Raw genomic sequence first — 21,303 nt, forward strand, 5'->3', positions numbered from 1 at the left:
CCGCGCGATGCGCTAAGAAGTTCTTTTCCCGCCTCCACCCTTCGAGGATCGCATGCTCTCCGACAACCCCGCCCCCTCCGACGATCTGGTGAAGGACACCACCACGGCGAGTTTCCGCCAGGACGTGCTGGCCGAATCCATGCAGCAGCCGGTGCTCGTGGATTTCTGGGCGCCCTGGTGCGGCCCCTGCAAGCAGCTGACGCCGATCCTGGAAAAGGCCGTGCGCGCGGCCGGCGGCAAGGTGAAGCTCGTGAAGATGAACATCGACGAGCATCCGCAGATCGCCGGCCAGCTCGGCGTGCAGTCGATCCCGGCCGTGTTCGCGTTCCAGCGCGGGCAGCCGGTGGACGGCTTCATGGGCGCCCTGCCGGAAAGCCAGATCAAGGCCTTCATCGAGCGTCTCGTGGGCCCGCTCGGCCCCAGCGCCGCGGAGGAGATCCTGGCCGAGGCCGACCGCCTGACAGCCGCCGGCGACATGGGCGGAGCGGCCGAACTCTACGCCGCCGTGCTGTCGCAGGACCCAGAGAACGTGGCGGCGCTCGCAGCCCTGGTGAAGCTCCACGTGGAGGTGGGCGATCTCGAGGGCGCCAAGCGCTTCCTCGCCATGGCGCCCCAGGCGAAGGCGGGCGATCCGGCCATCGCGGGCGCCCGCGCGGCGATCGAACTCGCCGAGCAGGCGGGCTCGCTGGGCGACCTCGCGGACCTGCAGCGCCAGGTCGAGGGCGATCCCATGAACCATCAGGCCCGCTTCGATCTCGCCGTGGGCCTGAACGCCCGCGGGCGGCGTGGAGAAGCTGTCGACCACCTCCTTGAAATCGTCCGCCGCGACCGCAATTGGAACGATGACGGCGCGCGCAAGCAGCTCGTTCAGTTCTTCGAGGCCTGGGGTCCGATGGACGAGATGACGCTGGCAGGGCGGCGGAGGCTCTCCTCGCTCCTGTTCTCCTGACGCGCCCAAGTTTGGGGAGATCGGAATGGGAATGAACGCGGTATACCGAGGGCCGGAGGATTGCCCGTCGGTCATCCCGGTCTTTCCCCTTCCCGGCGCGCTTCTTCTCCCGCGCGGGCAGATGCCGCTCAACATTTTCGAGCCGCGCTATCTCGCGATGGTGGACGAGGCGCTCAAGACAGACCGCATCATCGGCATGGTCCAGCCTGACGCGGACAACGATCCCAACGCCACGGCGCCGAAGCTCTACCGGGTCGGCTGCGCCGGCCGGATCACCCAGTTCGCCGAGACCGGCGACGGCCGCTATCTGATCACGCTGATCGGCGTCGGGCGGTTCCGCATCGAGGAAGAGCTGCCGCCGATCGATCTCTTCCGCCGCTGCCGCGTGACCTTCGAGCCCTTCACGTCCGACTTCACGGCCCGCGCCGGCGAGAACGAGGTCGACCGGGCCGGCGTGGTGAAGGCCCTGCGCGACTTCGTCGACGCGGTGCATGTGAAGGTGGATTGGCGCGGCATCGAGGAGGCGCCCAACGAGGCCCTCGTGAACGCGTTGTGCATGATGAGCCCCTTCGGCATCCGCGAGAAGCAGGCGCTGCTGGAGGCGCCCAATCTCAAATCCCGGGCCGAGGTGCTCATCGCCCTGACCGAGATCGAGCTCGCCCGCAGCGGCGCCGGCACCGACTCGACCATGCAATAGGAAATACCACGATGGTGCCCGATACACCTCAAGCGGTGGAAGCGACCCGGATCGATCCCAAGCTCCTGGAGCTTCTCGTCTGCCCGCTCACCAAGGAAACCCTGGAATACGACGCGGCCCGCCAGGAACTGATCAGCCGCCGCGCCAAGCTCGCGTACCCGATCCGCGACGGGATCCCGATCATGCTGCCGGAAGAGGCGCGGCCGCTGGGGGATTGAGGCTCCATGCCTTGTTCATCAGACAAGGCGGCGCTAAGGCTGCGGGATCAATCGATCCAAGCCGGATAGCGGTCTCGCGATGCCTCATTTGACGCTGGAATTTACAAGAAACCTATCCGGGTTCGATGCCCAGGCGGCCTTGCTTCACATGAACAGGGCAATCTTCGGCTCAGGGCACTTCGACGAAGCCGACATCAAAAGCCGCGCCATCCCGATCGATTGCTTCGCGATCGGAACGTCGCCCGAAAACAGGGCTTTCATTCATGCAAGGCTGGCTGTCCTGAACCACAGGCCTCCTGCGGTCAGAAAGGCCTTGTCCACGATGCTGCTGCAGGAATTGAGCGGTCTCCTGCCCGAGCATCCGGGGCTTCATGTTCAGATTTGCGTCGAGATTCTGAAGATCGAGCGGGATACCTATTCCAAGAATGTCCTGGACGCATCGTAGGCAGTGGTCCGGCTCAAGGATCATGCCCTGAACGATCCGACACCGCCTCCGCCAGCGCCAGGATGCGCCGCGCCATCTCGGCATGCAGCCGCTCGACCATGCGGCCGCCCAGGCTGATCGCGCCCCTGCCCGCATTCTCCGGCTGCTCGAAGGCCGCCACGATGGCGCGGGCGTTGTCCACCTCTTGCGCAGACGGCGCGAAGATCTCGTTCGCCGCTGCGATCTGACCCGGGTGAATCAGCGTCTTGCCGTCGAAGCCGCAATTGCGGCCCTGCCCGCACTCGGCCCGGAAGCCGTCCGCGTCGGACAGGCTGTTGTAGACCCCGTCGAGAATGTCGATGCCGTGGGCGCGTGCGGCGGCGAGCGCCGTCATGAGCCAGGGCAGCACCGCGGCCCGGCCCGGCAGAAGGCGTGCGCGGGTGTCCTTGGCGAGATCGTTGGTGCCCATGACGAGGCAGTCGAGCCGCGTATCGACGTCGCGGGCGGCGCTTGCGATCGATTCCGCCTTGAGAATCGCGAGCGGCGTCTCGATCATGGCCCAGACGCGGGTACGCTCCGCGGCGCCTAAGCGGCGCAGGCGAAGGCCCACCGCCGCGAGCGTCTCCACTGATGAGACCTTCGGCACGAGGATCGCGTCGGGCGCCGCCGCAATGGCGGCCGCGAGGTCCGCCTCGCCCCACGGGGTCTCGAGGGCGTTGATGCGAATCACCAATTCACGCTTTCCGTAGCCTCCCGCCTGCACGGCCGCGCAGACCTGCTCGCGCGCCTCCGACTTCACGTCCGGCGCCACCGCGTCCTCGAGATCGAAGATCACCACGTCCGCGGCCAGCGTCTTCGCCTTCTCGATGGCTCTGGCGTTGGAGCCCGGCATGTAGAGCGCGCTGCGGCGCGGACGGATGGCGGTCATGGCGTCTTCCTCACGATGCGGATCGGTTTTAATCATGTTCTCAACCGGACAACAGTGTCATTCCCGGGAGGACGCATCAGCGGAGGGGAAGGGAATCCATAGCGTCATGCGTGTGAGTGGATCCCCTTCCCTCGCTTCGCTTGGCCTGAGGATCACAGGTGGAGGTAAAAGGAATGTGGGTTGCAGGCGTCGATGGCTGCCGGGCCGGATGGATCGCGGTGCTCATGCGGGCGGACGATCCACAGGCCCACCGCATCGTGACGGCGCCGACGCTCGCCGCCATCGCCGATGCGCCTGAAAAGCCCGAGGTGATCGCCGTCGACATGCCCATCGGACTGCCGGAGCACACCGAAGGATCGGGTCGCCGGCCCGAACAGCTCATTCGCCCGCTGCTCGGCCAGCGGCAATCCTCCGTCTTCGCCATCCCGTCGCGCCGCGCCGTGGAGGCCGGGGATTACGGGGACGCCTGCGCGATCGCAGCCGCCACCTCCGAGCCGTCGCGAAAGGTGTCGCGCCAGGGATTTGCCATCTTCCCCAAGATCCGCGAGATCGACACCCTGCTGCGCGCCCGGCCCGATCTGATGACGCGCATCTACGAAGTGCATCCGGAACTCGCCTTCTGGGCGTTGAACGGCCGTCATGCCCTCGACCGGCCGAAGAGGGTGAAGGGCGTGCCCTATGGACCGGGCATGGCCCTGCGGCGCGAGCTTCTCGGCCGATCCGGCTTCCTGCCGGATGGCCTGATCCACGCGTCTCCCCCTCGCGGGGCGGCCCAGGACGACCTCCTCGATGCGCTGGCGGGGTTGACCGTGGCGCTGGATATCGCGAGAGGTGGAGGACAACCCTTTCCCGACCCGCCCGGCCGCGACGCCCACGGCCTGCCGGTCGCCATCTGGACGCTGCGCAGCCCCAAGGTTCAATCATGACCATCACCCGCGCCGAGATCGACGCCGCCCATGCCCGCATCGCCCCCCACGTGCGCCGCACCCCGGTCCTGCACCAGGACAGGGCCTTCGGCCATGACGGGCCGGTGAGCCTGAAGCTGGAATTCCTGCAGCACGCCGGCTCGTTCAAGACCCGCGGCGCCTTCAACACCCTCCTGTCCATGGAAGTGCCGGCTGCCGGCGTGGCGGCGGCCTCCGGCGGCAACCACGGCGCGGCGGTGGCCTATGCGGCAAAGCAGGTGGGCGTGAAGGCCCGCATCTTCGTGCCGGAGATCTCGAGCCCCGCCAAGATCGCGGTCATCCGCTCGCACGGCGCCGAGGTGGTGATCGGCGGCGCGCGCTATGCCGACGCCCAGGACGCCTGCGACCATTATGTGGCCGAATCCGGCGCCCTGCGCATCCACCCCTTCGCGGCGGAAAGCACCATGGTCGGCCAGGGCACGGCGGCGCTCGAATGGGAGCAGGACGGCCCCGCCCTCGACACGGTGCTCGTCGCCGTCGGCGGCGGCGGCCTCATCAGCGGCGTCGCCAGCTGGTGGGCCGGCCGGGTGAAGGTGGTTGGCGTCGAGCCGGAAGGCTCGCGGGCGCTCCATGCGGCGCTTGAAGCCGGCGGTCCGGTGGATGTGGACGTGGATTCCGTCGCGGCCGATTCGCTCGGCGCCCGCAACACCGGCGATCTCGTCTATTCGATCTGCCGCGAGAGCGTCGATCACGTGGCCCTCGTGGCGGACGAGTCGATCCGAGATGCGCAGCGCATGCTCTGGCGCGACTACCGCATCGCGTCCGAGCCCGGCGGTGCGGCGGCTCTGGCGGCGCTGATTTCGCGCGCCTATAAACCCCGTTCAGGCGAGCGGGTCGGCGTGCTCCTGTGCGGGGCCAATGTCGAACTCCAGAAGCTCGCCCAGATCGCTGAAAACAGCGCTACTTCTTAGCCTCCATTGCCATCCTCACGGCAAGCCCGCCCAATACCGTGGCCATGATCCAGCGTTGGACGGCGATCCAGCGCGACTGACCGGACAGAAAGACCGTAACGGCTCCCGCTGCTGCAATGATCAGCGAATACGTGAATACGGCGACGGCGATCTGCGTGAGACCCAGCAGCACGGACTGCAGGAGGACGTACCCGCGGGACGGGTCGAGGAACTGGGGCAGAAGAGACAGATAGAACACGGCTGCCTTGGGGTTGAGGACGCTCGTCACCAATCCCATGGCAAAAAGCTTGCGGTTGCTGTCAGGGGCCAGATCCCGCACCTGGAACCCGGCACGTCCGCTCGGTTTCACAGCCTGCCATGCCAGGTAGAGCAGATAGGCGGCGCCGGCGAAGCGAAGGGCATCATAGGCATAGGGAAGAGCCATGATGATCGAGGTGATGCCGAGCGACGTGCACAGGATGTAGACCAGGGACCCGGACGCGATCCCCGCGAGCGAGATGAAGCCGGCCAGCCGGCCCTGGCAAATCGAGCGGGAAATGAGATAGATCATGTTCGGTCCAGGCGTCAGCGCGCTGACCAAAGCGATGAGAGCCAGAGCCGTGATGGTTGAGAGGCTGATCATGGATGTCACGCCGGAATTTTCGCTATTGTATCACGTATCCCGATCGTAGCCGGAAGCCTAGCCTTGGCAAGATCCAAGGACTATGGATTGCCAATCTTATAGGGATCAGCCAAGTGACAGCGCAGACAAGGAGCATGAGATGTTTCCGACCCGCCTGACTGAAGGTTACCGCGCCTTCCTCGACGACCGTTTCCCGCGCGAGAAGAACCGCTTCGAGGCACTTGCCGAAAAGGGCCAGTCGCCGGAGGTGATGGTGATCGGCTGCTGCGACAGCCGCGTGTCGCCGGAGGTGATCTTCGACGCGAGCCCCGGCGAACTCTTCGTGGTGCGCAACGTGGCCAACCTCGTGCCGCCCTTCGAGACGGGCGGCGACTATCACGGCACGTCGGCGGCGCTCGAATTCGCCGTGCAGGCGCTGCGCGTGAAGCACATCGTGGTGCTGGGTCACGCCCGCTGCGGCGGCGTGCGGGCGTTTGCCGACGAGACCGCCCCGCTCTCGCCGGGCGACTTCATCGGCCGCTGGATGACCCTGATCAAGCCCGCCGGCGAACGGCTCGGGCCGCACAACGGCAATCTCGACGAGTACCTGCCCCGGCTCGAACTCGCCGCCATCGAGAACAGCCTGAAGAACCTGATGACGTTCCCGTGCGTGCGCATCCTGGTGGAGCGCGGCAAGCTGCAGCTCCACGGCGCCTATTTCGGCGTGGCCACCGGCGTGCTGCTGGTGCGCGACCCCGAGACCGGGGAGTTCAGGCCGGCGGTGGCAGACATGCCCGAGCGGGTGTCGATGTTCTCGGCACGGGCCGTCGAGGGATAGGGAGCGGCTCAAGGTTGCGCAGGTTGGAATGAGCCCGTTGCAGCGCGCCTGTTGCGTGATATCAGAAATGTGTGTCGGCGCGCGCCTTGGCTAAGATCATCGGCCGCGCTCTCCCTGTTGTGGCACGGATTCCGAGAAGGGACGAACTTACAGTGGGCAAATCCGTATCGTTTCCGGAAGAAGGATGGATTCGGACCTTTGCCCGCCTGCGCCTCCCGACGCTGCGTTCGCGCCTGATCCTTCTCACCCTGGTTCTGCTGATTCCGGCGCTCGCAACGGCGGGTTTCATCGTCCATGCCGGATACCGTCATGACCGGGAGGAGGTCGAGAAGCATCTTCAGGAAACCGCCAGAGCCCTGTCCCTCGTCGTGGATCGCCAGTTCGGGCAGGCCGAGGCTTTGCTCTGGGCCCTGTCCACCTCGCCACAGCTCCTCGAGAAGGACTACGCCGAGTTCGATGCCCGCGCACGGGCTGCGATCCGCCTGCCGGATACCTGGATCGTCGTTGCGGATGACCGGGGGCAGGTCGTGAACACCCTGCTCCCACCCGGCAGCCCTCTGCCGACGATCGAGAGCAAGGATCATCGCAAGGGCCTGGCCCCTGGGACGGTCAGGATCAGCAACCTGTTCACGGGCTTCATGGCGAAGCAGCCGACCGTCGGCCTCGACACCATCGTGATCGCCAAGGACGGGGCCGAGCTCTACGTCACCATCAACATGCTGGCCGACACGATCACCCGGATTCTGGCGGACCAGGGCCTGCCTCCCACATGGATCGGCGCAATCGTCGACCGCAACGGGATCGTGGTGGCGCGGAGCCGGGATGCCGATCGGTTCGTGGGCAGGCCGGCAACTCCGGATAATATGAAGCGTGTTAAGGCCGGGGTGGCGCAGGGCGTCTTCGGGAGCGTTTCCCTGGACGGCGTCTCGACCCTGCTGGCGCTGTCCCGCTCTCCCGGCGCCGGATGGTCGACGATTCTGGCGGTCCCGCAGTCGGAGATCACGGCGGTCCCCTGGCGCTCCGCCCTCTACCTCGCCGGGGCCGGTGGGTTCCTTCTGGCCCTCGGGGCCGTCATGGCATGGCTGGTCGGCCGCAGCATCGCTATCCCGGTCGAGGGTCTTGTCGCCCTGGCACACCGTCTCGGGCGCGGCGAGCCGGTCACCGCCGCCGAGAGCGGAATTGCCGAGACCGACCGCGTCAGCAAGGCGCTCGCCTCGGCCTCGTCGGAACTTCGGGAGCGCGAGGCGGCCCTGCGGGAAAGCGAAGCCCGCCTTCGCGCCACCCACGAGAACGCTGCGCTGGGAATCGCCGAGGTAGACCGGGACGGCCGGTTCGTCTCCGTCAACGAAGCCCGCTGCAAACTCACGGGCCATACCCGCGAGGAGCTGATCGGAGAGCACTTCGCCTATGTCACCCAGGCGGGCAGCCTGAAAAGCGATCTGGACCTCTTCGCACGCCAGGTTGCGGGCGAACTGGACACCTACACCACCGAGACCCAGTTCGCGCGCAAGGACGGCAGCCGCGGCTGGGCCCGCGTGACCAGTACGGCTCTCAAGGATTCGTCGGGCCATTTCCTCTACGCCGTACGGGTGGTGGAGGACGTGACGGAGCGCTGGGAGGCCGACAGGCGCCAGAAGCTGCTCATCGACGAGCTGAACCACCGGGTGAAGAACACGCTGGCGACGGTTCAATCGCTCGCATGGCAGGCCAGCCGCACGGGCGCTTCGCCTCAAGAGGCGCAGGAGCGCTTCCAGGAGCGCCTGCTGGCGCTCTCGCGCACGCATAACCTCCTCAACGAAACCCATTGGGAGGGGGCTTCTCTCAGGACGGTCCTGGAGACGGAGCTCGGACCCTACATGACGCCTTCGGGGCGGGTCGGGATCGCCGGGCCGGATGTGCATCTTGCTCCGAAGGAAGCCGTGGTCCTGGGCATGGCTTTCCATGAACTCACCACCAACGCGGTCAAGTACGGCGCCTTGTCGACACCCGCAGGCAGGATACGGGTTGACTGGGTGATCGACGGGTGGGGCGAGGGAGCCGTCCTGAGGGTGGACTGGTGCGAGCTGGATGGACCCAGGCTCGAGGCCCAGCCGAGTCCAGGCTTCGGGTCGCGCCTGTTGAGGCAGACGATCACCCGGGAACTCGCAGGGCAGCTGGACTTGCGCTTCGAGCGGGAAGGAGTCTGCTGCACGATCGCCGTCCCCATCGGATCGAGCGACCAGCAGGCCGCCTGAAACGAAAAAGGCCGCCTCTCCGGCGGCCTTTCCAATTCTCCTGCGAACCCTTTTAAGCTGCCTGCTTCTTCGGCTTCAGCAGGCCGCGATTGACCATGGATTCCGCAATCTGGATCGCGTTGAGCGCCGCCCCTTTCCGCAGGTTGTCGGACACGCACCAGAACGACAGGCCGTTCTCCACCGTGATGTCCTCGCGGATGCGGGAGATGTAGGTGGCGTCCTCGCCGGCGGCCTCGTGCGGGGTGATGTAGCCGCCGGGCTCGCGCTTATCGATCACCATGACGCCGGGAGCAGCGCGCAGGATGTCGCGGGCCTCGTCGGCGCTGATCGGATTCTCGAATTCCACGTTCACGGCTTCCGAGTGGCTGATGAAGACCGGCACGCGCACGCAGGTGGCGGTGAGCTTGATCTTCGGGTCGAGGATCTTCTTGGTCTCGACCATCATCTTCCACTCTTCCTTCGTGTACCCGTCCTCCATGAAGGTGTCGATGTGGGGGATCAGGTTGAAGGCGATGCGCTTGGGGAACTTCTTCTCCTGCACGTCCTGCAGGGAGTAGAGCGCCTTGGTCTGGCGGTCGAGCTCGTCCATGCCGTCCTTGCCGGCGCCGGAAACCGACTGATAGGTGGCCACCACCACGCGCTTGATGTTGGCGCGGTCATGGAGCGGCTTGAGTGCCACCACGAGCTGGGCGGTCGAGCAGTTCGGATTGGCGATGATGCCCTTCTTCATGTCGCGCAGGGCCTCGGCGTTCACCTCCGGCACCACCAGCGGCACGTCCGCGTCGTAGCGCCAGGCGGAGGAGTTGTCGATCACCACGGCTCCTTGCGCGGCGATCTTCGGCGACCACTCCTTGGAAACCTCGCCGCCGGCGGACATGAGGCAGATATCGACATCGGAGAAGTCGTAGGTGTCGAGGGTCTTGGTCTTGAGCGTCCGGTCGCCGAAGGACACTTCCGACCCCTGGCTGCGGCGGGAGGCCAGCGCCACCACCTCATCGGCCGGGAAGGCCCGCTCGGCGAGGATGCTCAGCATCTCGCGGCCCACATTGCCGGTCGCACCGACGACGGCGATCTTGAAACCCATGTGACTTCTCCTGTTGCGGCTCTCCCCGGAAATCTTGAAAACCCTTCTCGGGTGCTGCCTCTCGCCCCGTGGGAGAGAGGACCGGGGACGACGAGGCTTATTCGGCTGTTTTCACAGCCGTCGTGGCGGTTTTCGTTTTGCTCGTCGTCTGGGTGAGCAGCGCCATTGCCATCGTCCATCCAAAGCCTGGTTGCGGCTTTGATCGCGCCAGAAACACACCAAAGACACGCTTTCGTCAAGCGTTTCCTTGGGCCCGGCGCGTTCAATCGCCCGTCAGCACATCGGTCGAGAGATTGAACCGGTAGAAGACCTTGTTCATTCGCTCGGCCCCGAGGCGCTCGTAGAACGCCTGTGCCCCAAGGTTGGTGCCATCCGTGGTGAGATCGATGCGAGTCAGCCCCTGCGCCCGCGCATGATCCGCCAGCCAGCGCATCAGCACGGCGCCCACCGCATGTCCCCGTGCGTGACCCTCCACGAAGAGTTCCTTGACGAACAGAAGGCCCGAAAGTCTGAAGCCGGGCCGCAGCACGGCGAAGCAGGCGAGACCGACGGCCTGCCCGTCGCGATAGGCCAGGGCGTAGCGCGTTCCTTCGGCCTCGCGCATGGATCGCTCGACCATGGCTACCGTCGGCTCAAGGGCCTGGGCCACCTCAGGGCCGACATAGTGCAGATCCAGGGCACGGATCAGCGCCGCGATCTCGCCCGCGTCTTCAAGGTTGGCAAGTCGGACGAGAGTCTCGGGCATCGGGGCTCAGCTCATTAATCTTCGGTTTACCTTGCTTAGCAAAACCTTTCGGAGCCTGGCCAGCGTCACGGTAGAACATGTTCGATGACGTGATCCGTGGACGTGAGTGGTGGCGCGATGCCGAGGGCGGGCTATGCCGAATGGGACGAGGACGATGGCGTCGACTGGGTCGACGAGCGCCCGGCCCGTCGCCTGAGGCGTAAGCGGCCCTCCTGGCTGCGGGTGATCCTTATGTCATCCTGCAGCATCGCGGGCCTTGCCTACCTGGCCCTGCAGCTGGAACCGGCGCGCCGCCCGGCCGAGCGGTCGAAGGAGGTTCCTTCCTCCGTTCTGGTCACGCCTGCGCCGGCCTGGAAGCCGGTCCCTGCCTCCCCTGCCCCGTATGCCCTCGCGGGTGCTTCAGGCCCTATCGCCATGGAGGCGCGTCAGCACACGAACGGCGCGCGGGAGGACACCCTGGTGCTCGGCCGCTTCGGCGATTTCCGCTATGCCCAGGTGTCCCTGGTGCAGGGGGCGCCCGAAACGGCGGGCAGCTTCTACATCGACACCGTGCGCCGCGCCGCCCGCGCAGGCCTGGCCGTGGCCCATCAGGGCCAGGGCCGGACGGTTCCGTCGAAGTTCGGCTCCCTGGAGGCTGCTCCCCTGACCCTGGCGGCCAGGGGCGAGCAGGCCTGTCAGGCCTTCCGCTTCGCGGATGCGCAGACGGAGTTCAGCTTCCAGGGCTGGCTCTGCGGCTCCTCCGCGCCCGACGACATGCAGCTTGCCTGCCTCATTGACGGGATTACCCTCGCGGGCGGCACGAGCCCCTCCCTGAAGGCGATCTTCGCCAGGGCCGAGCGCAACCGGACCGAGGCCTGCGGGCCGGGCGCCCGCACCGCTTCTGTCTCCGTCAAGCCTCCGGCCCGACCGTAACCGACACCCGGTGCATGACGTTGCAGCCGTAGCCGTTGGGATTCCAGTTCACGGCGCGGAAGGGCTGCGCCCGCCCGTGGCGATCGATCGCGCGGGCAAAAATCTCGTAGAAACCGTCGCCGGGCAGGGCGAGAGAGGCCTGCCAGCGCGTCCAGTCGTAGCGGTTGCGCGGCGGGGTCATCGCCGCCTCAATCCAGGTCGCGCCGCCGTCGAGGGTCACCTCGACCCGCGCCACCTCGTCGTCTCCCGCCCAGGCCGCCCCGCGAACGCCGATGGTGCGCGTGCCCGCTGGATAGCGGCTGCTATCCGCCGGGGCCGTGACGATGCTGCGCACCGGCATCGATTCGAGAATGCGGGTCTCGACGTCCTGCCCATCCGAGCCCGGAGCCAGGGGACGGACCGGCAGGCGATAGGACAGGCCGGTCATGCCGGGACCGTCATGCTCCCGGTCGCGGATCCAGATGCGCTTGAGCCACTTCTGACTGAGCGATCCGGGCCAGCCCGGCACGATGAGGCGCAACGGACCGCCATGGATGAAGGGCAGCGGCTCGCCGTTCATGGCCCAGACCAGAAGCGTATGCTCCTCCAGGGCCTTGGCGACCGGCACCCCGCGGGACATGGCCTGATGCTCGTGGCTGCCGTGCTTGTCGGGATCGGCCCCGAAATGGCCGGTGAACAGCGCGCTCTCCTTCAGGCCCGCCTCGCGCAGCACGTCGCCCAAGGACACGCCCGTCCATTCCGCGCAGCCGACGCCGCCATTGGTCCAGGGATTGCCCTCGGCCTTCGGCTCAAAGAAGGAGCGGCCGTTGCCGCCGCATTCGAGCACCATGCGGAAGGTCTTGTGCGGGAAGCGGCTCTTCAGTTCGGCGAGCGAGAGAGTGAGCGGGCGCTCCACCTCGCCGTCGACCGTGAAGGTCCAGCCTTCCGTATCCGTTGCAGGCTGGGGCAGCAGGCCGTTGTTGCGCACGAAGAAGCGTGCGACAGGCGTCGTGTCGTCGTCGAGAAGCTCCTCGGGTGTCTCGGCCACGAGGGGCACATCGCCCAACAGGCTCAAGCCGTCCTTGCCGACGAGGCTTTCATGCCCTTTGCGCCTGTGCTGCATCGGTTGTCTCCCTTGTCACCTCTGGGTGAACGCCGTGCTTTAACGGAACCATTTTAGCGAGGTCGGCTTGTTCTGACAGTCTTCACACGTATCGACGGCGCCCGGCAAAGCGAGCCGGCGCGCCGCCCCTGGAGGTTAATCCCATGCGCCGCTTCGCCCTTCTGGGTCTGGCCTCGCTGGCTGCGCTCACGACCGTCCCGATGGTGGCGGACGCGCAGGCTCAGGACCGGCCCCTCGTTCTTCGCGTGCAGCCCCGCAGCTTCCTCGATCCAGGCCCCGTGGCACAGCCGGGCACGCTCAACCGCTACGTCACGGCGCCGATGATCTCCTCCGTGGCGAATCCGCCCTGGAGTCATCAGCGCGACCGCTTCGGCGAGGGCTCCCTGCCCGATCCGATCGGCGGGCCGTTCGTGGGCGCGCGCAACCCGTTCTCGGACATCGAGACGACCGGGTCGATCCGCTGACCCTCTCAAGAAACAGCCCCAGGTATCGCCCGGGGCTGTTGTCGTTCTACGCGAGAGCTTCCAGCTCCTTGACGATGGCATCGCCCACGTCCTGCGTGCCCACCGCGTTCATGCCGGGACCGGCGATGTCCTTGGTGCGGGTGCCGGAGGCCAGCACGTTGGCGATGGCCTTGTCGAGGCGGTCCGCCTCGTCGAGGAGGCCGAAGGAATAGCGAAGCGCCATGCCGAAGGAGCCGATCATGGCGATCGGGTTGGCAAGCCCCTTGCCGGCGATGTCCGGCGCCGATCCGTGGACCGGCTCGTAGAGCGCCTTGCGCTTAGCCGTGGCCGGATCCTCCGCTCCAAGCGATGCGGACGGGAGCATGCCGAGCGAGCCGGTGAGCATCGCGGCGATATCCGACAGGATATCGCCAAACAGGTTGTCGGTGACGATCACGTCGAACTGCTTCGGATAGCGCACGAGCTGCATGGCGCAGTTGTCGGCGAGCACGTGCTCGAGCTCGACCTCGGAGAACTCCTGCTTGTGGATGCGCGTGACCACCTGGCGCCAGAACACGCCGGTCTTCATCACGTTGAATTTTTCCGCAGACGACACCTTGTTGCGGCGCTTCTTGGCGAGGTCGAAGGCCACTCGCGCGATGCGCTCCACTTCATGGGTGTGATAGATCTGCGTGTCGACCGCGCGCTGGGAGCCGTCCTCCAGGGTCACGATCTCCTTGGGCTCGCCGAAATACACGCCACCGGTGAGCTCGCGCACGATCATGATGTCGAGGCCTTCCACCACCTCGCGCTTGAGCGAGGAGGCATCCGCCAGCGCCGGATAGCAGATCGCCGGGCGAAGATTCGCAAAGAGGCCGAGATCCTTGCGCAGGCGCAGCAGGCCGGCCTCGGGGCGCACCGCGTAAGGCACGCTGTCCCATTTCGCGCCGCCCACCGCGCCGAAGAGCACGGCGTCGGCAGCCTGCGCCAGCTTCATGGCGTCTTCCGAAATCGCAGCCCCGTGGGCGTCGTAGGCCGAGCCGCCGACGAGATCGGTCTCGGTCTCGAAGCCCACACCGCGCTTGCGGAACCAGCCTACGATCTTCTCGACCTCGCGCATGACCTCCGGACCGATGCCGTCGCCGGGGAGAAGGAGAAGCTTGTGCGTTGCCATGGGAAGACCCCTGTTCTGCTGTGATCGAATGCAGGGCTCTTAAAGGGCCGAACAGGCCGCTTGGCAAGCATTCATCGCGTTGGCCGTTAGGCGGAGCCCTTCAGGGCCGTGACCTCGATCTCGATCTTCATCTCGGGGAGGAAAAGCGCTTTGACCACCAGAAAGGTCGTTGCCGGACGGATATCGCGGAGGATCTCCCCGCAGATTGCGAGAATGGCCTCGGCATCGTCCGTCTCGGTCGCATAATAGGTCACGCGAACGATATCCTCGAGGCCGGATCCTGCCTCTTTGAGGAAGCGCTCGATCGTCTGCCAGCAATTGCGCGTCTGCTGCACCACATCGTCCGGGACCTGCTTGGTCTCATAATCGTAACCGGTCGTGCCGGCCATGAAGATCCAGGGATCGTGCACAACGGCGCGCGAGTACCCGTAGACCTTCTCCATGGGAGAGCCGGAGGAGATGAGCTGGCGTGTCATGGGAGTTTCCCTGATGTCGAGGCAAGCGTAGCAATGGGCCTCCAAGGCCTGCAAGACCCTGCACCTCGAATACACCTTGAGACATGGCCAAACTGAAGAGAAAGCCGGTCAGCCGTTCGCTTCCCGGCGATCCTTGGGCGTCCGCACCACCGTGACCGAGCACGGGGCCTCCGCCACCACCTGGGACGAGACGCTCCCCAGGTAGCGCCGGAGCGCCGAGGAGGCTCGCGCGCCGATCACGATGTGGTCGACATTGTTGTGCCGGGCGTAGTCGACGAGAGCCGCCGCCGGATCGGGAGCCTCCAGCACGCTGTAGGAGATCCTCTCCTTCGGGATCTCCAGGGACGAGGCCCAGTGCCTGAGCTGCACGAGGCGCTGGACGTGAAGGCTGTTGCCCTCCGCGTCCTCCAGGATGTCGACGGCGATGCGCGAGGTTTTCAGGATGTTGACGCAGGCGATCCGCGCCTCGCCCTCGATGGACAGGATGCGCTGGACCATCAGGCGTAAGGATCCGGCCAGATCCTCGCTGCCGGGCGACAGGTCCACGGCGGCGAGCACGATGGGCGCGCGGGAGAGCTGGCCGGCGATGTTGGGCGCCTCAAGGGGTTGAGCCTTCCGGGCCTTGAGCCAGCGCCGGAAGGTCTTCATTCCGCTGTCCCGCTCCAGGCGTCCGGCACGCTCCGTGAGCGTCACCTGATCGGGGTTGTCCAGGTCGAGGGCGAGCTGGGCGGCCGTCGCATAGCGGTCCTGCGGGTCGACCTCCAGGCAGCGCAGGATGATCTCCTGCAGCCAGGGCGGGCAGTCGCGGCTGAGCGCCCGCGGCGGCACCGGATCGCGCCACAGGCGGCGGCGGATCTGACCGCCGCGGGGGTTGCCGAAGGGGCGCTCGCCGGTGACGAAGAAATACAGCATGACGCCGAGGGCGAAGAGATCGCTGCGCGGATCGGCCCGATCCTGCAGCACCTGCTCGGGCGCCATGTAGGGCGTGGTTCCGAAGGGCTCGCGGAATTCCTCGGCCAGGAGATCGGGCAGCTGCTCGTGCCGGGCGAAACCGTAATCGATGATCACGGCCTCCCCGGTCTCCCGGATCATCACGTTGCTCGGCTTGATGTCGAGGTGGATCACGTGCTGGAGGTGCAGGTCGTGCAGAGCGTTGGCCACCTTCACCCCGATGGCCACCACCTCCGTCCAGGGCAGCGGCACCTCGTCGAGACGCGCCTTCAGGGATTCTCCCGGGATTCGCTCCATGACGATGTAGGGCATCGGGTCGAGGGGGCCGGCCGCGACGAAGCGGGGAACATGCGGCCCCGACAGACGCGGCATGATCATCTGCTCGGTCTCGAAGCATACGATGGGCAACGGATCGTCGCTGTCGAGGAGCAGCGGGATCTTCATCACGAGTGGCGTCGGATCGCCTTCTCGGACGACGGTCCAGAGCAGCGCCATGCCGCCGGTGCTCAAATGCTCCCGCAGCTCGAAGCCGTCGATCACCATGCCGGGCTCAAGACGCCAGCGCATGCGTCAGCGGCCCTGTTCGAGGCGAAGCGCGAGCTTCTCAGGCAAGCCTGCCTGCCGCACCTTCCGGGCGGCCGCGGCCGTGTCGTAGGGCACGCGCAGGTAGCGCAGGTTCTGACGGGCCGTATCGAAGACCGCGTAGTTCGCCGCCGCCACCCCGTCCCGCGGCTGCCCGACCGCGCCGATGACGGCAAGCCACGTGCGGGTCGGCAGAAGCGGGATGTCGTTGTCGGCCACCGGCGAGAAGCTTCCTACCTTCGCGGTGGTGCTCATATGGTAGAGCATGGGCACATGCACATGGCCGCAGAAGGTGACGTGCGCCTCGACCCGCGAGAAATGCCGGATCGCCTCCATGGGTCCGTCCATGTAGTCCCAGTTGCGCGGGGCATAGCCGTTGGCGTGGACATAGAGGACGTTTCCGTCCTCATGGATGAGCGGAAGATCGGCCAGGAACCGGCGCTGCTCGGGCCCGAGCTGCCCGCGGGTCCACTGGATCGCCTGCCGGGCCGTGCTGTTCATGTCCTCGTCCGACCCGTCGATGGCCGCGTCATGATTGCCGAGGAGCGCGATGGCGCCCTGATCCACCAGGGTCCTGACCGTATCGACCACCCAGGCGGGATCGGCCCCGTAGCCGACATAGTCGCCCAGGAAGACGAAGCGGTCGACCTTGAGCAGGCGCGCATGGGCGAGGCAGGCCGAGAGCGCTTCGCGGTTGCCGTGGATGTCGGTGAGGATGGCGATGAGCATGGGGTAGTACAACCGCAAACGCGCCGGCGCGGCAAGCTAGCTGGTGGAAGAGTCGAACGGCTCGGAGAACGGGTCAGGCGGGGCGCCGGGTGAACAGGAGCGCGACGCCGAAGCCGATCATCGTCGCGCCGGAGATGCGGTTGAGCCAGCCGAAGACGTGCCTGCTGCGGCTCAAGGCACTCAAGCGCTGGCCGAGCACCGCATAGAAGAGCACGGCAAGAACTTCCAGCACGAGGAAGATCAGGCCGGTCAGCGCAAAGCTCGTCCAGTATGCCTGCGGCTCGATGAATTGCGGCAGGAAGGCCGTGAAGATCAGGATCGCCTTGGGGTTGCCGATGGCAGTCCAGAATTCCTGCAGGCTCAAGGACCGCAGGGAGCGTTCAGGCGCAGGCTCGAGCGAGGCCTTTACCGCGCCGGAGGCCCGCAGGATCCTGAATCCGAGCCAGACCAGATAGGCGGCGCCCGCCCATTTGAGGATCGTGAACGCCGTCTCTGACGCGGCAAGCACCGCGCCGACGCCAAGAGCCGTCAGTCCGATCATCAGCGCGAAGGCGACGAGCCGTCCTCCCGAGGCGAGGACGGCCGTGCGCACGCCCTGCTGCAATCCGTATGTGAGCGACAGCAGGTTGTTGGGGCCGAAAGCCAGATTCAGGGCGAAGCACGCCGGCACGAAGAGAAGAAGCGTGCTCCCGCTCATCGGCCCCTACCCCCGCAGCGCCTGCAGCACCTTGCCGCCGGGCCGGCCGCGCGGCTCAAGGCCGATGCGGCGCTCCACGTCCTTGATCGCCTCGCGGGTCTTGGAGCCGATCCTGCCGTCCGGCTCGCCCACATCGTAGCCGCGGGCGGTGAGCAGGGTCTGCAGCTCGCGGCGCTGGGCACGCGACAGGGGCGGATCGTCGGTCGGCCAAGCGGTCTGGATGCCCGGCAGGCCCTTCAGGCGATCCCCTAACAGGGCGATGGCCAGTCCGTAGGACTCGGCGGCATTGTAGGAATAGACCGCGTCGAAGTTCCTTGTGACGATGAAGGCGGGGCCGTTCACGCCCGCCGGGATGATGATGCCGGCCGCGTAACTGCCCTCGAGCGGACGCCCGTCGAGGCGGCGCACGCCCATGGCGGCCCAGGTGGACAGCGGCTTCTTGTTCTTGCGCCCGGCGAGGCCCTGGTTGAAGTTCGCCGGCAGGCGCACCTCGTAGCCCCAGGGCAGCCCGTTCACCCAGCCGGCCTTCTTGAGGAAGTTCGCCGTGGAATGCACCGCATCCGGCACGGAATTCATGATGTCGCGGCGGCCGTCCCCGTCGCCATCGACGGCAAGGCGCTGGAAGGTGGAGGGCATGAACTGGGTGTGGCCGAAGGCGCCGGCCCAGGAGCCGCGCAGATTCGCCGGGTTGATATCCCCGTCCTGCACGATCTTGAGCGTCGCCATCAGCTCGCCCTTGAAATACTCGTTGCGGCGGGGCGCGTAGCAGACGAGGGTCGTGAGCGACTGCACGAGGGGCCGCCCGCCGATATCCTTGCCGAAATTCGATTCCACGCCCCAGACGCCCGCGATGGCATGGCGGTCGACGCCGAAGCGGGCTTCCGCCGAAGCCAGGGCCTGACCCCACTGGCGCATAGCCGTGCGGCCGTCCTGCACCCGCTCGTCGTCCACGAGGGCGGCGAGGTAGTCCCAGATCGGCGTCTTGAACTCCGGCTGGTTGCTCATGAGGTCGAGGATCGTCAGGTCCGGGGTGATGCCGCGGGTCGCGACATCGAAAGCCTGGCCGGAAATGCCCTTGGCAGCGGCCTGGGATTTCAGGCCGGCGAGGCAGGAGCCGAAATCGGCCTGGGCCGCAGCCGGGGTGGCAAGGCCGAGGCCTGCGAGAACGAACAGAGTGGGGGCAAGAAGATTCTTCATGCGCCGCACCTTGCAGGGAATTTGGTTAATCTTGTGAAAACGGGGCCGTGCCTCACGCTTTCGTCATGACCGAACCTCGGCTCAGCCGGCCTCGATCTCCGGATCGGGAAGATTGCACTGGATCCAACGGTCGTTCACATGAACGTCGGTGGTCTCCAGCCGCCCCGGACCGAGATTGACGAACTTGTGCGGAACATGGGCTGGTCCGAAGACGACCTGGCCCTTCTCGCATTCGAAGCGCTGGTCGCCCACGGTGAAGAGCGCCCGCCCCTCGCGGATGATGAAGATCTCGTCGTAGGGATGAACGTGCCATTTCGGCCCGACGCCGACCTCTTCCGTGGAATAGAACAGCACGGTCGCGCCGGTGCCGAAGGTATGCCCCTCGACGTGGCCCTTCCAGAAAAGGTCGGGATGGGTCGCCCATTCGGCGCGATCAAGAATCCGTGGCTTGCCCTGTGTCATTGCTCATCCTCATGTCCTGAGGATGATAGCTTAAGCCCAGGCGCGCTCCGAGAGCTTCTTCTCGAAGCTGTCGATGGCGGAAGCCTTTTCCATGGTGAGCCCGATGCCGTCGAGGCCGTTGAGCATGCAGTGCTTCTTGAACGGGTCGATGTCGAAGGTGATCTTGCCGCCGTCGGGGCCGCGGATCTCCTGGTTCTCGAGATCGACCGTCAGGGTGGCGTTGGCGCCGCGGCTGGCATCGTCGAAGAGCTTTTCCAGGTCTTCCGGAGAGACCGTGATCGGCAGGATGCCGTTCTGGAAGCAGTTGTTGTAGAAGATGTCGGCGAAGCTCGTGGAGATCACGCAGCGGATGCCGAAATCGAGCAGGGCCCAAGGGGCATGCTCGCGGGACGAGCCGCAGCCGAAATTGTCGCCCGCCACTAGGATCCTGGCATTGCGGTAGGCCGGCTGGTTGAGGACGAAGTCCGGGTTCTCCGAGCCGTCCTCGCGGTAGCGCATCTCCGAGAAGAGGCCGGTGCCGAGCCCCGTGCGCTTGATCGTCTTCAGGTACTGCTTGGGGATGATCATATCGGTGTCGATATTGATGATCCGCAGCGGCGCCGCGACGCTTTCCAGCACGGTGAACTTGTCCATTGTCCTCAATCCTTCGGGCGGCAGCCGGGCCGCTACAGACGCCTCATATCAAAGGCTCTCGGAGACCGCTAGGGCAACGATGGCCGCATGAGGGTCGAGCGGTCGTCACTGCCGACAGCCAAGCTTTCCTCCAGGTCCGCATAGGCAGCCTCGATCCGGACCGGGATTTCGACATGAACGATGAATCCCTTGCCCCTGGGGCCATACCCATGAGGGTCGTCGCGCAATCGGGGGATCTCTCCCATGACCAGGGAGAGGAACCGGTCCATCGACCACAATCCGGCAACCCCGCTCAAGGCGAACCGAAGCTCCTCCCCCGCGAGGCTGACGCGAGGCGTGAATGTCGGCCAGTTGAGGATAGACAGGCTGGGCAGGTCGCTCCAGACCTTGCGGAATGTGGCATCGGCCCGCCTTTGCATCGTCGGAACCTGAATCAGCAGGATCGCTCTCATGGGCAGGCCGGAATCCTCCATGACCTTGCGCGAGAACTTGGCGTTCTCGCCGCTGTTGGTGGAATCAGGCTCGATGAGAATGCTGGACCGATCGATGCTCCAGAAGCGCTCGGCGATATCTGCAAGGATGTGAGCCTCGGTTCGCGCCTCGGTTCCTACGGCTCGGTAGACCGGGTGTGTTGCGACCTTCCGGCGCAAAACCTCCGTTGCATGGCCGATCCCACCCGTGATCAGGAGTTTTGAGCTGACACGGCTCTTGATGGCACGAAAGGCGCCCTCGGCTGTCTCGAGAACGCAATTGCCCGCCAGGATGACGCAATCGATGGACCGAGCCGCCATGTCCTCAGGCAAGCCGTCAGATCCTTTAGGCCCAAAGTCGTCCAAAGCCAGGAAAGCGGCCACTTCATTGAGCGCCGCTACACTCCGCGGCGTGAACCGAAAGGCGTTCTGATCCATGGGTGGGTTCACGGGTGAGAAGTTGTGACAGGGGCTATCCAGCAGCAGCCTCGATCGCTTCCATGTCCTCGTCGGAGAGACCGAAATGGTGGCCGATCTCGTGGACGAGCACGTGGGTGACGATGTGGCCCAGGGATTCCTCGTGCTCGGCCCAGTAATCGAGGATCGGGCGGCGGTAGAGCCAGACCATGTTGGGGAACTGGCCCGTCTGCATCATGGCGCCGCCCTGGGCGAGGCCGATGCCGCGGAAGAGGCCCAGAAGATCGAAAGGCGTCTCGCAGCCCATCTCGCTTAAGGTCTCGTCGTCGGGGAAATCCTCGACCCGGATCACCACCCCCTCGCACAGGGCGCGGAACGCCCCCGGCAGGCGCGCATAGGCTGCCTCGGCCAGGGTTTCCATGTCGTCGAGGGAGGGTGCCTGGAGGTTGGCCAGATCGGTCATG

25 protein-coding genes are annotated in these 21,303 nt (G+C 66.1%); 10 read left to right on the forward strand and 15 right to left on the reverse strand.

The window, feature by feature from the left end:
• Positions 1 to 52 precede the first annotated feature (52 nt).
• The 4 genes from trxA (at position 53) to AC0QTX_RS13285 (ending at position 2,309) form a co-directional block, all read left to right on the forward strand.
• Positions 53 to 949, forward strand: coding sequence for a thioredoxin (trxA, locus tag AC0QTX_RS13270; RefSeq protein WP_474604297.1), 897 nt, complete (start codon positions 53 to 55; stop codon positions 947 to 949).
• Positions 950 to 974: 25 nt separating this feature from the next.
• The gene (locus tag AC0QTX_RS13275; RefSeq protein ID WP_474604298.1) at positions 975 to 1,646 is read left to right on the forward strand and encodes an LON peptidase substrate-binding domain-containing protein; all 672 of its coding nucleotides are present in this window, start codon (positions 975 to 977) and stop codon (positions 1,644 to 1,646) included.
• Positions 1,647 to 1,660: 14 nt separating this feature from the next.
• A complete protein-coding gene (locus AC0QTX_RS13280; RefSeq protein WP_474604368.1) occupies positions 1,661 to 1,864 on the forward strand; it encodes a Trm112 family protein in 204 nt (67 codons plus the stop codon).
• 79 nt (positions 1,865 to 1,943) lie between these two features.
• Positions 1,944 to 2,309, forward strand: coding sequence for a 5-carboxymethyl-2-hydroxymuconate Delta-isomerase (locus AC0QTX_RS13285; protein WP_474604299.1), 366 nt, complete (start codon positions 1,944 to 1,946; stop codon positions 2,307 to 2,309).
• Positions 2,310 to 2,322: 13 nt separating this feature from the next.
• Here the strand turns inward: AC0QTX_RS13285 and AC0QTX_RS13290 are convergent, their stop codons facing one another.
• Positions 2,323 to 3,216 carry an HpcH/HpaI aldolase/citrate lyase family protein gene (locus AC0QTX_RS13290; protein WP_474604300.1) on the reverse strand — a complete coding sequence of 298 codons (894 nt, stop codon included), beginning with the start codon at positions 3,214 to 3,216 and terminating at the stop codon, positions 2,323 to 2,325.
• 173 nt (positions 3,217 to 3,389) lie between these two features.
• On the opposite strand from AC0QTX_RS13290, the gene AC0QTX_RS13295 reads away from it, so the two are divergent.
• Together AC0QTX_RS13295 and AC0QTX_RS13300 are read left to right on the forward strand one after the other, a co-directional pair.
• A complete protein-coding gene (locus AC0QTX_RS13295) occupies positions 3,390 to 4,142 on the forward strand; it encodes a DUF429 domain-containing protein (protein ID WP_474604301.1) in 753 nt (250 codons plus the stop codon).
• Positions 4,139 to 5,092: a threonine/serine dehydratase gene (locus tag AC0QTX_RS13300; protein ID WP_474604302.1), complete on the forward strand. Its 954-nt coding sequence runs from the start codon at positions 4,139 to 4,141 to the stop codon at positions 5,090 to 5,092. The genes AC0QTX_RS13295 and AC0QTX_RS13300 overlap by 4 nt, the downstream gene beginning before the upstream one ends.
• On the opposite strand, the gene AC0QTX_RS13305 is transcribed toward AC0QTX_RS13300, so the two are convergent.
• Complete coding sequence (locus AC0QTX_RS13305) at positions 5,082 to 5,714, reverse strand: LysE family translocator (protein ID WP_474604303.1); 633 nt, start codon at positions 5,712 to 5,714, stop codon at positions 5,082 to 5,084. The two genes, AC0QTX_RS13300 and AC0QTX_RS13305, sit on opposite strands and share 11 nt — an antisense overlap.
• Before the next feature lie 139 nt (positions 5,715 to 5,853).
• Here AC0QTX_RS13305 and AC0QTX_RS13310 point away from each other — a divergent pair, with 139 nt between their 5' ends.
• Entirely contained in the window at positions 5,854 to 6,531 is a 678-nt protein-coding gene (locus tag AC0QTX_RS13310) for a carbonic anhydrase (RefSeq protein WP_474604369.1), read from the forward strand.
• Positions 6,532 to 6,683: 152 nt separating this feature from the next.
• Positions 6,684 to 8,765, forward strand: a complete 2,082-nt coding sequence (locus AC0QTX_RS13315; protein ID WP_474604304.1) for a sensor histidine kinase — start codon at positions 6,684 to 6,686, stop codon at positions 8,763 to 8,765.
• A gap of 52 nt (positions 8,766 to 8,817) precedes the next feature.
• Here the strand turns inward: AC0QTX_RS13315 and AC0QTX_RS13320 are convergent, their stop codons facing one another.
• The gene (locus AC0QTX_RS13320; RefSeq protein WP_474604305.1) at positions 8,818 to 9,849 is read right to left on the reverse strand and encodes an aspartate-semialdehyde dehydrogenase; all 1,032 of its coding nucleotides are present in this window, start codon (positions 9,847 to 9,849) and stop codon (positions 8,818 to 8,820) included.
• A gap of 262 nt (positions 9,850 to 10,111) precedes the next feature.
• Entirely contained in the window at positions 10,112 to 10,594 is a 483-nt protein-coding gene (locus AC0QTX_RS13325; RefSeq protein WP_474604306.1) for an N-acetyltransferase family protein, read from the reverse strand.
• A gap of 96 nt (positions 10,595 to 10,690) precedes the next feature.
• On the opposite strand from AC0QTX_RS13325, the gene AC0QTX_RS13330 reads away from it, so the two are divergent.
• Positions 10,691 to 11,506, forward strand: coding sequence for a hypothetical protein (locus tag AC0QTX_RS13330; protein ID WP_474604307.1), 816 nt, complete (start codon positions 10,691 to 10,693; stop codon positions 11,504 to 11,506).
• Here AC0QTX_RS13330 and AC0QTX_RS13335 read toward each other — a convergent pair.
• Positions 11,484 to 12,608: a sulfite oxidase gene (locus tag AC0QTX_RS13335; RefSeq protein ID WP_474604308.1), complete on the reverse strand. Its 1,125-nt coding sequence runs from the start codon at positions 12,606 to 12,608 to the stop codon at positions 11,484 to 11,486. The genes AC0QTX_RS13330 and AC0QTX_RS13335 overlap by 23 nt on opposite strands.
• A gap of 143 nt (positions 12,609 to 12,751) precedes the next feature.
• Between AC0QTX_RS13335 and AC0QTX_RS13340 the strand changes: the two genes are divergently transcribed.
• On the forward strand, positions 12,752 to 13,072 hold the full coding sequence (locus AC0QTX_RS13340; protein WP_036346607.1) for a hypothetical protein: 321 nt from the start codon (positions 12,752 to 12,754) through the stop codon (positions 13,070 to 13,072).
• Positions 13,073 to 13,118: 46 nt separating this feature from the next.
• Here AC0QTX_RS13340 and leuB read toward each other — a convergent pair whose 3' ends face one another.
• The 10 genes from leuB to AC0QTX_RS13390 form a co-directional block, all read right to left on the reverse strand.
• Positions 13,119 to 14,225 carry a 3-isopropylmalate dehydrogenase gene (gene leuB / locus AC0QTX_RS13345; protein WP_474604309.1) on the reverse strand — a complete coding sequence of 369 codons (1,107 nt, stop codon included), beginning with the start codon at positions 14,223 to 14,225 and terminating at the stop codon, positions 13,119 to 13,121.
• An 86-nt stretch (positions 14,226 to 14,311) separates the two neighbouring features.
• Positions 14,312 to 14,701, reverse strand: a complete 390-nt coding sequence (locus tag AC0QTX_RS13350) for a RidA family protein (RefSeq protein WP_474604310.1) — start codon at positions 14,699 to 14,701, stop codon at positions 14,312 to 14,314.
• 108 nt (positions 14,702 to 14,809) lie between these two features.
• Positions 14,810 to 16,219, reverse strand: a complete 1,410-nt coding sequence (locus AC0QTX_RS13355) for a serine/threonine protein kinase (RefSeq protein WP_474604311.1) — start codon at positions 16,217 to 16,219, stop codon at positions 14,810 to 14,812.
• A 3-nt stretch (positions 16,220 to 16,222) separates the two neighbouring features.
• Positions 16,223 to 16,963, reverse strand: coding sequence for a metallophosphoesterase family protein (locus tag AC0QTX_RS13360; RefSeq protein WP_474604312.1), 741 nt, complete (start codon positions 16,961 to 16,963; stop codon positions 16,223 to 16,225).
• A gap of 73 nt (positions 16,964 to 17,036) precedes the next feature.
• A complete protein-coding gene (locus tag AC0QTX_RS13365; protein ID WP_474604313.1) occupies positions 17,037 to 17,660 on the reverse strand; it encodes a LysE family translocator in 624 nt (207 codons plus the stop codon).
• A gap of 6 nt (positions 17,661 to 17,666) precedes the next feature.
• On the reverse strand, positions 17,667 to 18,857 hold the full coding sequence (locus tag AC0QTX_RS13370; RefSeq protein ID WP_474604314.1) for a lytic murein transglycosylase: 1,191 nt from the start codon (positions 18,855 to 18,857) through the stop codon (positions 17,667 to 17,669).
• Positions 18,858 to 18,938: 81 nt separating this feature from the next.
• Positions 18,939 to 19,319, reverse strand: a complete 381-nt coding sequence (locus AC0QTX_RS13375) for a cupin domain-containing protein (protein WP_474604315.1) — start codon at positions 19,317 to 19,319, stop codon at positions 18,939 to 18,941.
• Between the two features lie 30 nt (positions 19,320 to 19,349).
• Positions 19,350 to 19,952, reverse strand: coding sequence for a 3-isopropylmalate dehydratase small subunit (leuD, locus tag AC0QTX_RS13380; RefSeq protein ID WP_474604316.1), 603 nt, complete (start codon positions 19,950 to 19,952; stop codon positions 19,350 to 19,352).
• Positions 19,953 to 20,020: 68 nt separating this feature from the next.
• On the reverse strand, positions 20,021 to 20,860 hold the full coding sequence (locus AC0QTX_RS13385; protein WP_474604317.1) for a YdcF family protein: 840 nt from the start codon (positions 20,858 to 20,860) through the stop codon (positions 20,021 to 20,023).
• Positions 20,861 to 20,894: 34 nt separating this feature from the next.
• Positions 20,895 to 21,302, reverse strand: coding sequence for a metallopeptidase family protein (locus AC0QTX_RS13390; protein WP_474604318.1), 408 nt, complete (start codon positions 21,300 to 21,302; stop codon positions 20,895 to 20,897).
• Between the last annotated feature and the right edge of the window lies 1 nt (position 21,303).

The organism is Microvirga sp. jy35, from assembly GCF_056148915.1.

Bases quoted from the DNA above. Each gene is read 5' to 3' on its own strand.
- AC0QTX_RS13295 (WP_474604301.1), top strand. From the start codon at position 3,390: ATGTGGGTTGCAGGCGTCGATGGCTGCCGGGCCGGATGGATCGCGGTG.
- AC0QTX_RS13325 (WP_474604306.1), bottom strand. From the start codon at position 10,594: ATGCCCGAGACTCTCGTCCGACTTGCCAACCTTGAAGACGCGGGCGAG.
- AC0QTX_RS13285 (WP_474604299.1), top strand. From the start codon at position 1,944: ATGCCTCATTTGACGCTGGAATTTACAAGAAACCTATCCGGGTTCGAT.
- AC0QTX_RS13355 (WP_474604311.1), bottom strand. From the start codon at position 16,219: ATGCGCTGGCGTCTTGAGCCCGGCATGGTGATCGACGGCTTCGAGCTG.
- AC0QTX_RS13275 (WP_474604298.1), top strand. From the start codon at position 975: ATGGGAATGAACGCGGTATACCGAGGGCCGGAGGATTGCCCGTCGGTC.
- AC0QTX_RS13360 (WP_474604312.1), bottom strand. From the start codon at position 16,963: ATGCTCATCGCCATCCTCACCGACATCCACGGCAACCGCGAAGCGCTC.
- AC0QTX_RS13390 (WP_474604318.1), bottom strand. From the start codon at position 21,302: ATGACCGATCTGGCCAACCTCCAGGCACCCTCCCTCGACGACATGGAA.
- AC0QTX_RS13385 (WP_474604317.1), bottom strand. From the start codon at position 20,860: ATGGATCAGAACGCCTTTCGGTTCACGCCGCGGAGTGTAGCGGCGCTC.
- AC0QTX_RS13335 (WP_474604308.1), bottom strand. From the start codon at position 12,608: ATGCAGCACAGGCGCAAAGGGCATGAAAGCCTCGTCGGCAAGGACGGC.
- AC0QTX_RS13300 (WP_474604302.1), top strand. From the start codon at position 4,139: ATGACCATCACCCGCGCCGAGATCGACGCCGCCCATGCCCGCATCGCC.
- AC0QTX_RS13305 (WP_474604303.1), bottom strand. From the start codon at position 5,714: ATGATCAGCCTCTCAACCATCACGGCTCTGGCTCTCATCGCTTTGGTC.
- leuD (WP_474604316.1), bottom strand. From the start codon at position 19,952: ATGGACAAGTTCACCGTGCTGGAAAGCGTCGCGGCGCCGCTGCGGATC.
- AC0QTX_RS13350 (WP_474604310.1), bottom strand. From the start codon at position 14,701: ATGACACGCCAGCTCATCTCCTCCGGCTCTCCCATGGAGAAGGTCTAC.
- trxA (WP_474604297.1), top strand. From the start codon at position 53: ATGCTCTCCGACAACCCCGCCCCCTCCGACGATCTGGTGAAGGACACC.
- AC0QTX_RS13370 (WP_474604314.1), bottom strand. From the start codon at position 18,857: ATGAAGAATCTTCTTGCCCCCACTCTGTTCGTTCTCGCAGGCCTCGGC.
- AC0QTX_RS13375 (WP_474604315.1), bottom strand. From the start codon at position 19,319: ATGACACAGGGCAAGCCACGGATTCTTGATCGCGCCGAATGGGCGACC.
- AC0QTX_RS13365 (WP_474604313.1), bottom strand. From the start codon at position 17,660: ATGAGCGGGAGCACGCTTCTTCTCTTCGTGCCGGCGTGCTTCGCCCTG.
- AC0QTX_RS13290 (WP_474604300.1), bottom strand. From the start codon at position 3,216: ATGACCGCCATCCGTCCGCGCCGCAGCGCGCTCTACATGCCGGGCTCC.
- AC0QTX_RS13320 (WP_474604305.1), bottom strand. From the start codon at position 9,849: ATGGGTTTCAAGATCGCCGTCGTCGGTGCGACCGGCAATGTGGGCCGC.
- AC0QTX_RS13310 (WP_474604369.1), top strand. From the start codon at position 5,854: ATGTTTCCGACCCGCCTGACTGAAGGTTACCGCGCCTTCCTCGACGAC.
- AC0QTX_RS13340 (WP_036346607.1), top strand. From the start codon at position 12,752: ATGCGCCGCTTCGCCCTTCTGGGTCTGGCCTCGCTGGCTGCGCTCACG.
- leuB (WP_474604309.1), bottom strand. From the start codon at position 14,225: ATGGCAACGCACAAGCTTCTCCTTCTCCCCGGCGACGGCATCGGTCCG.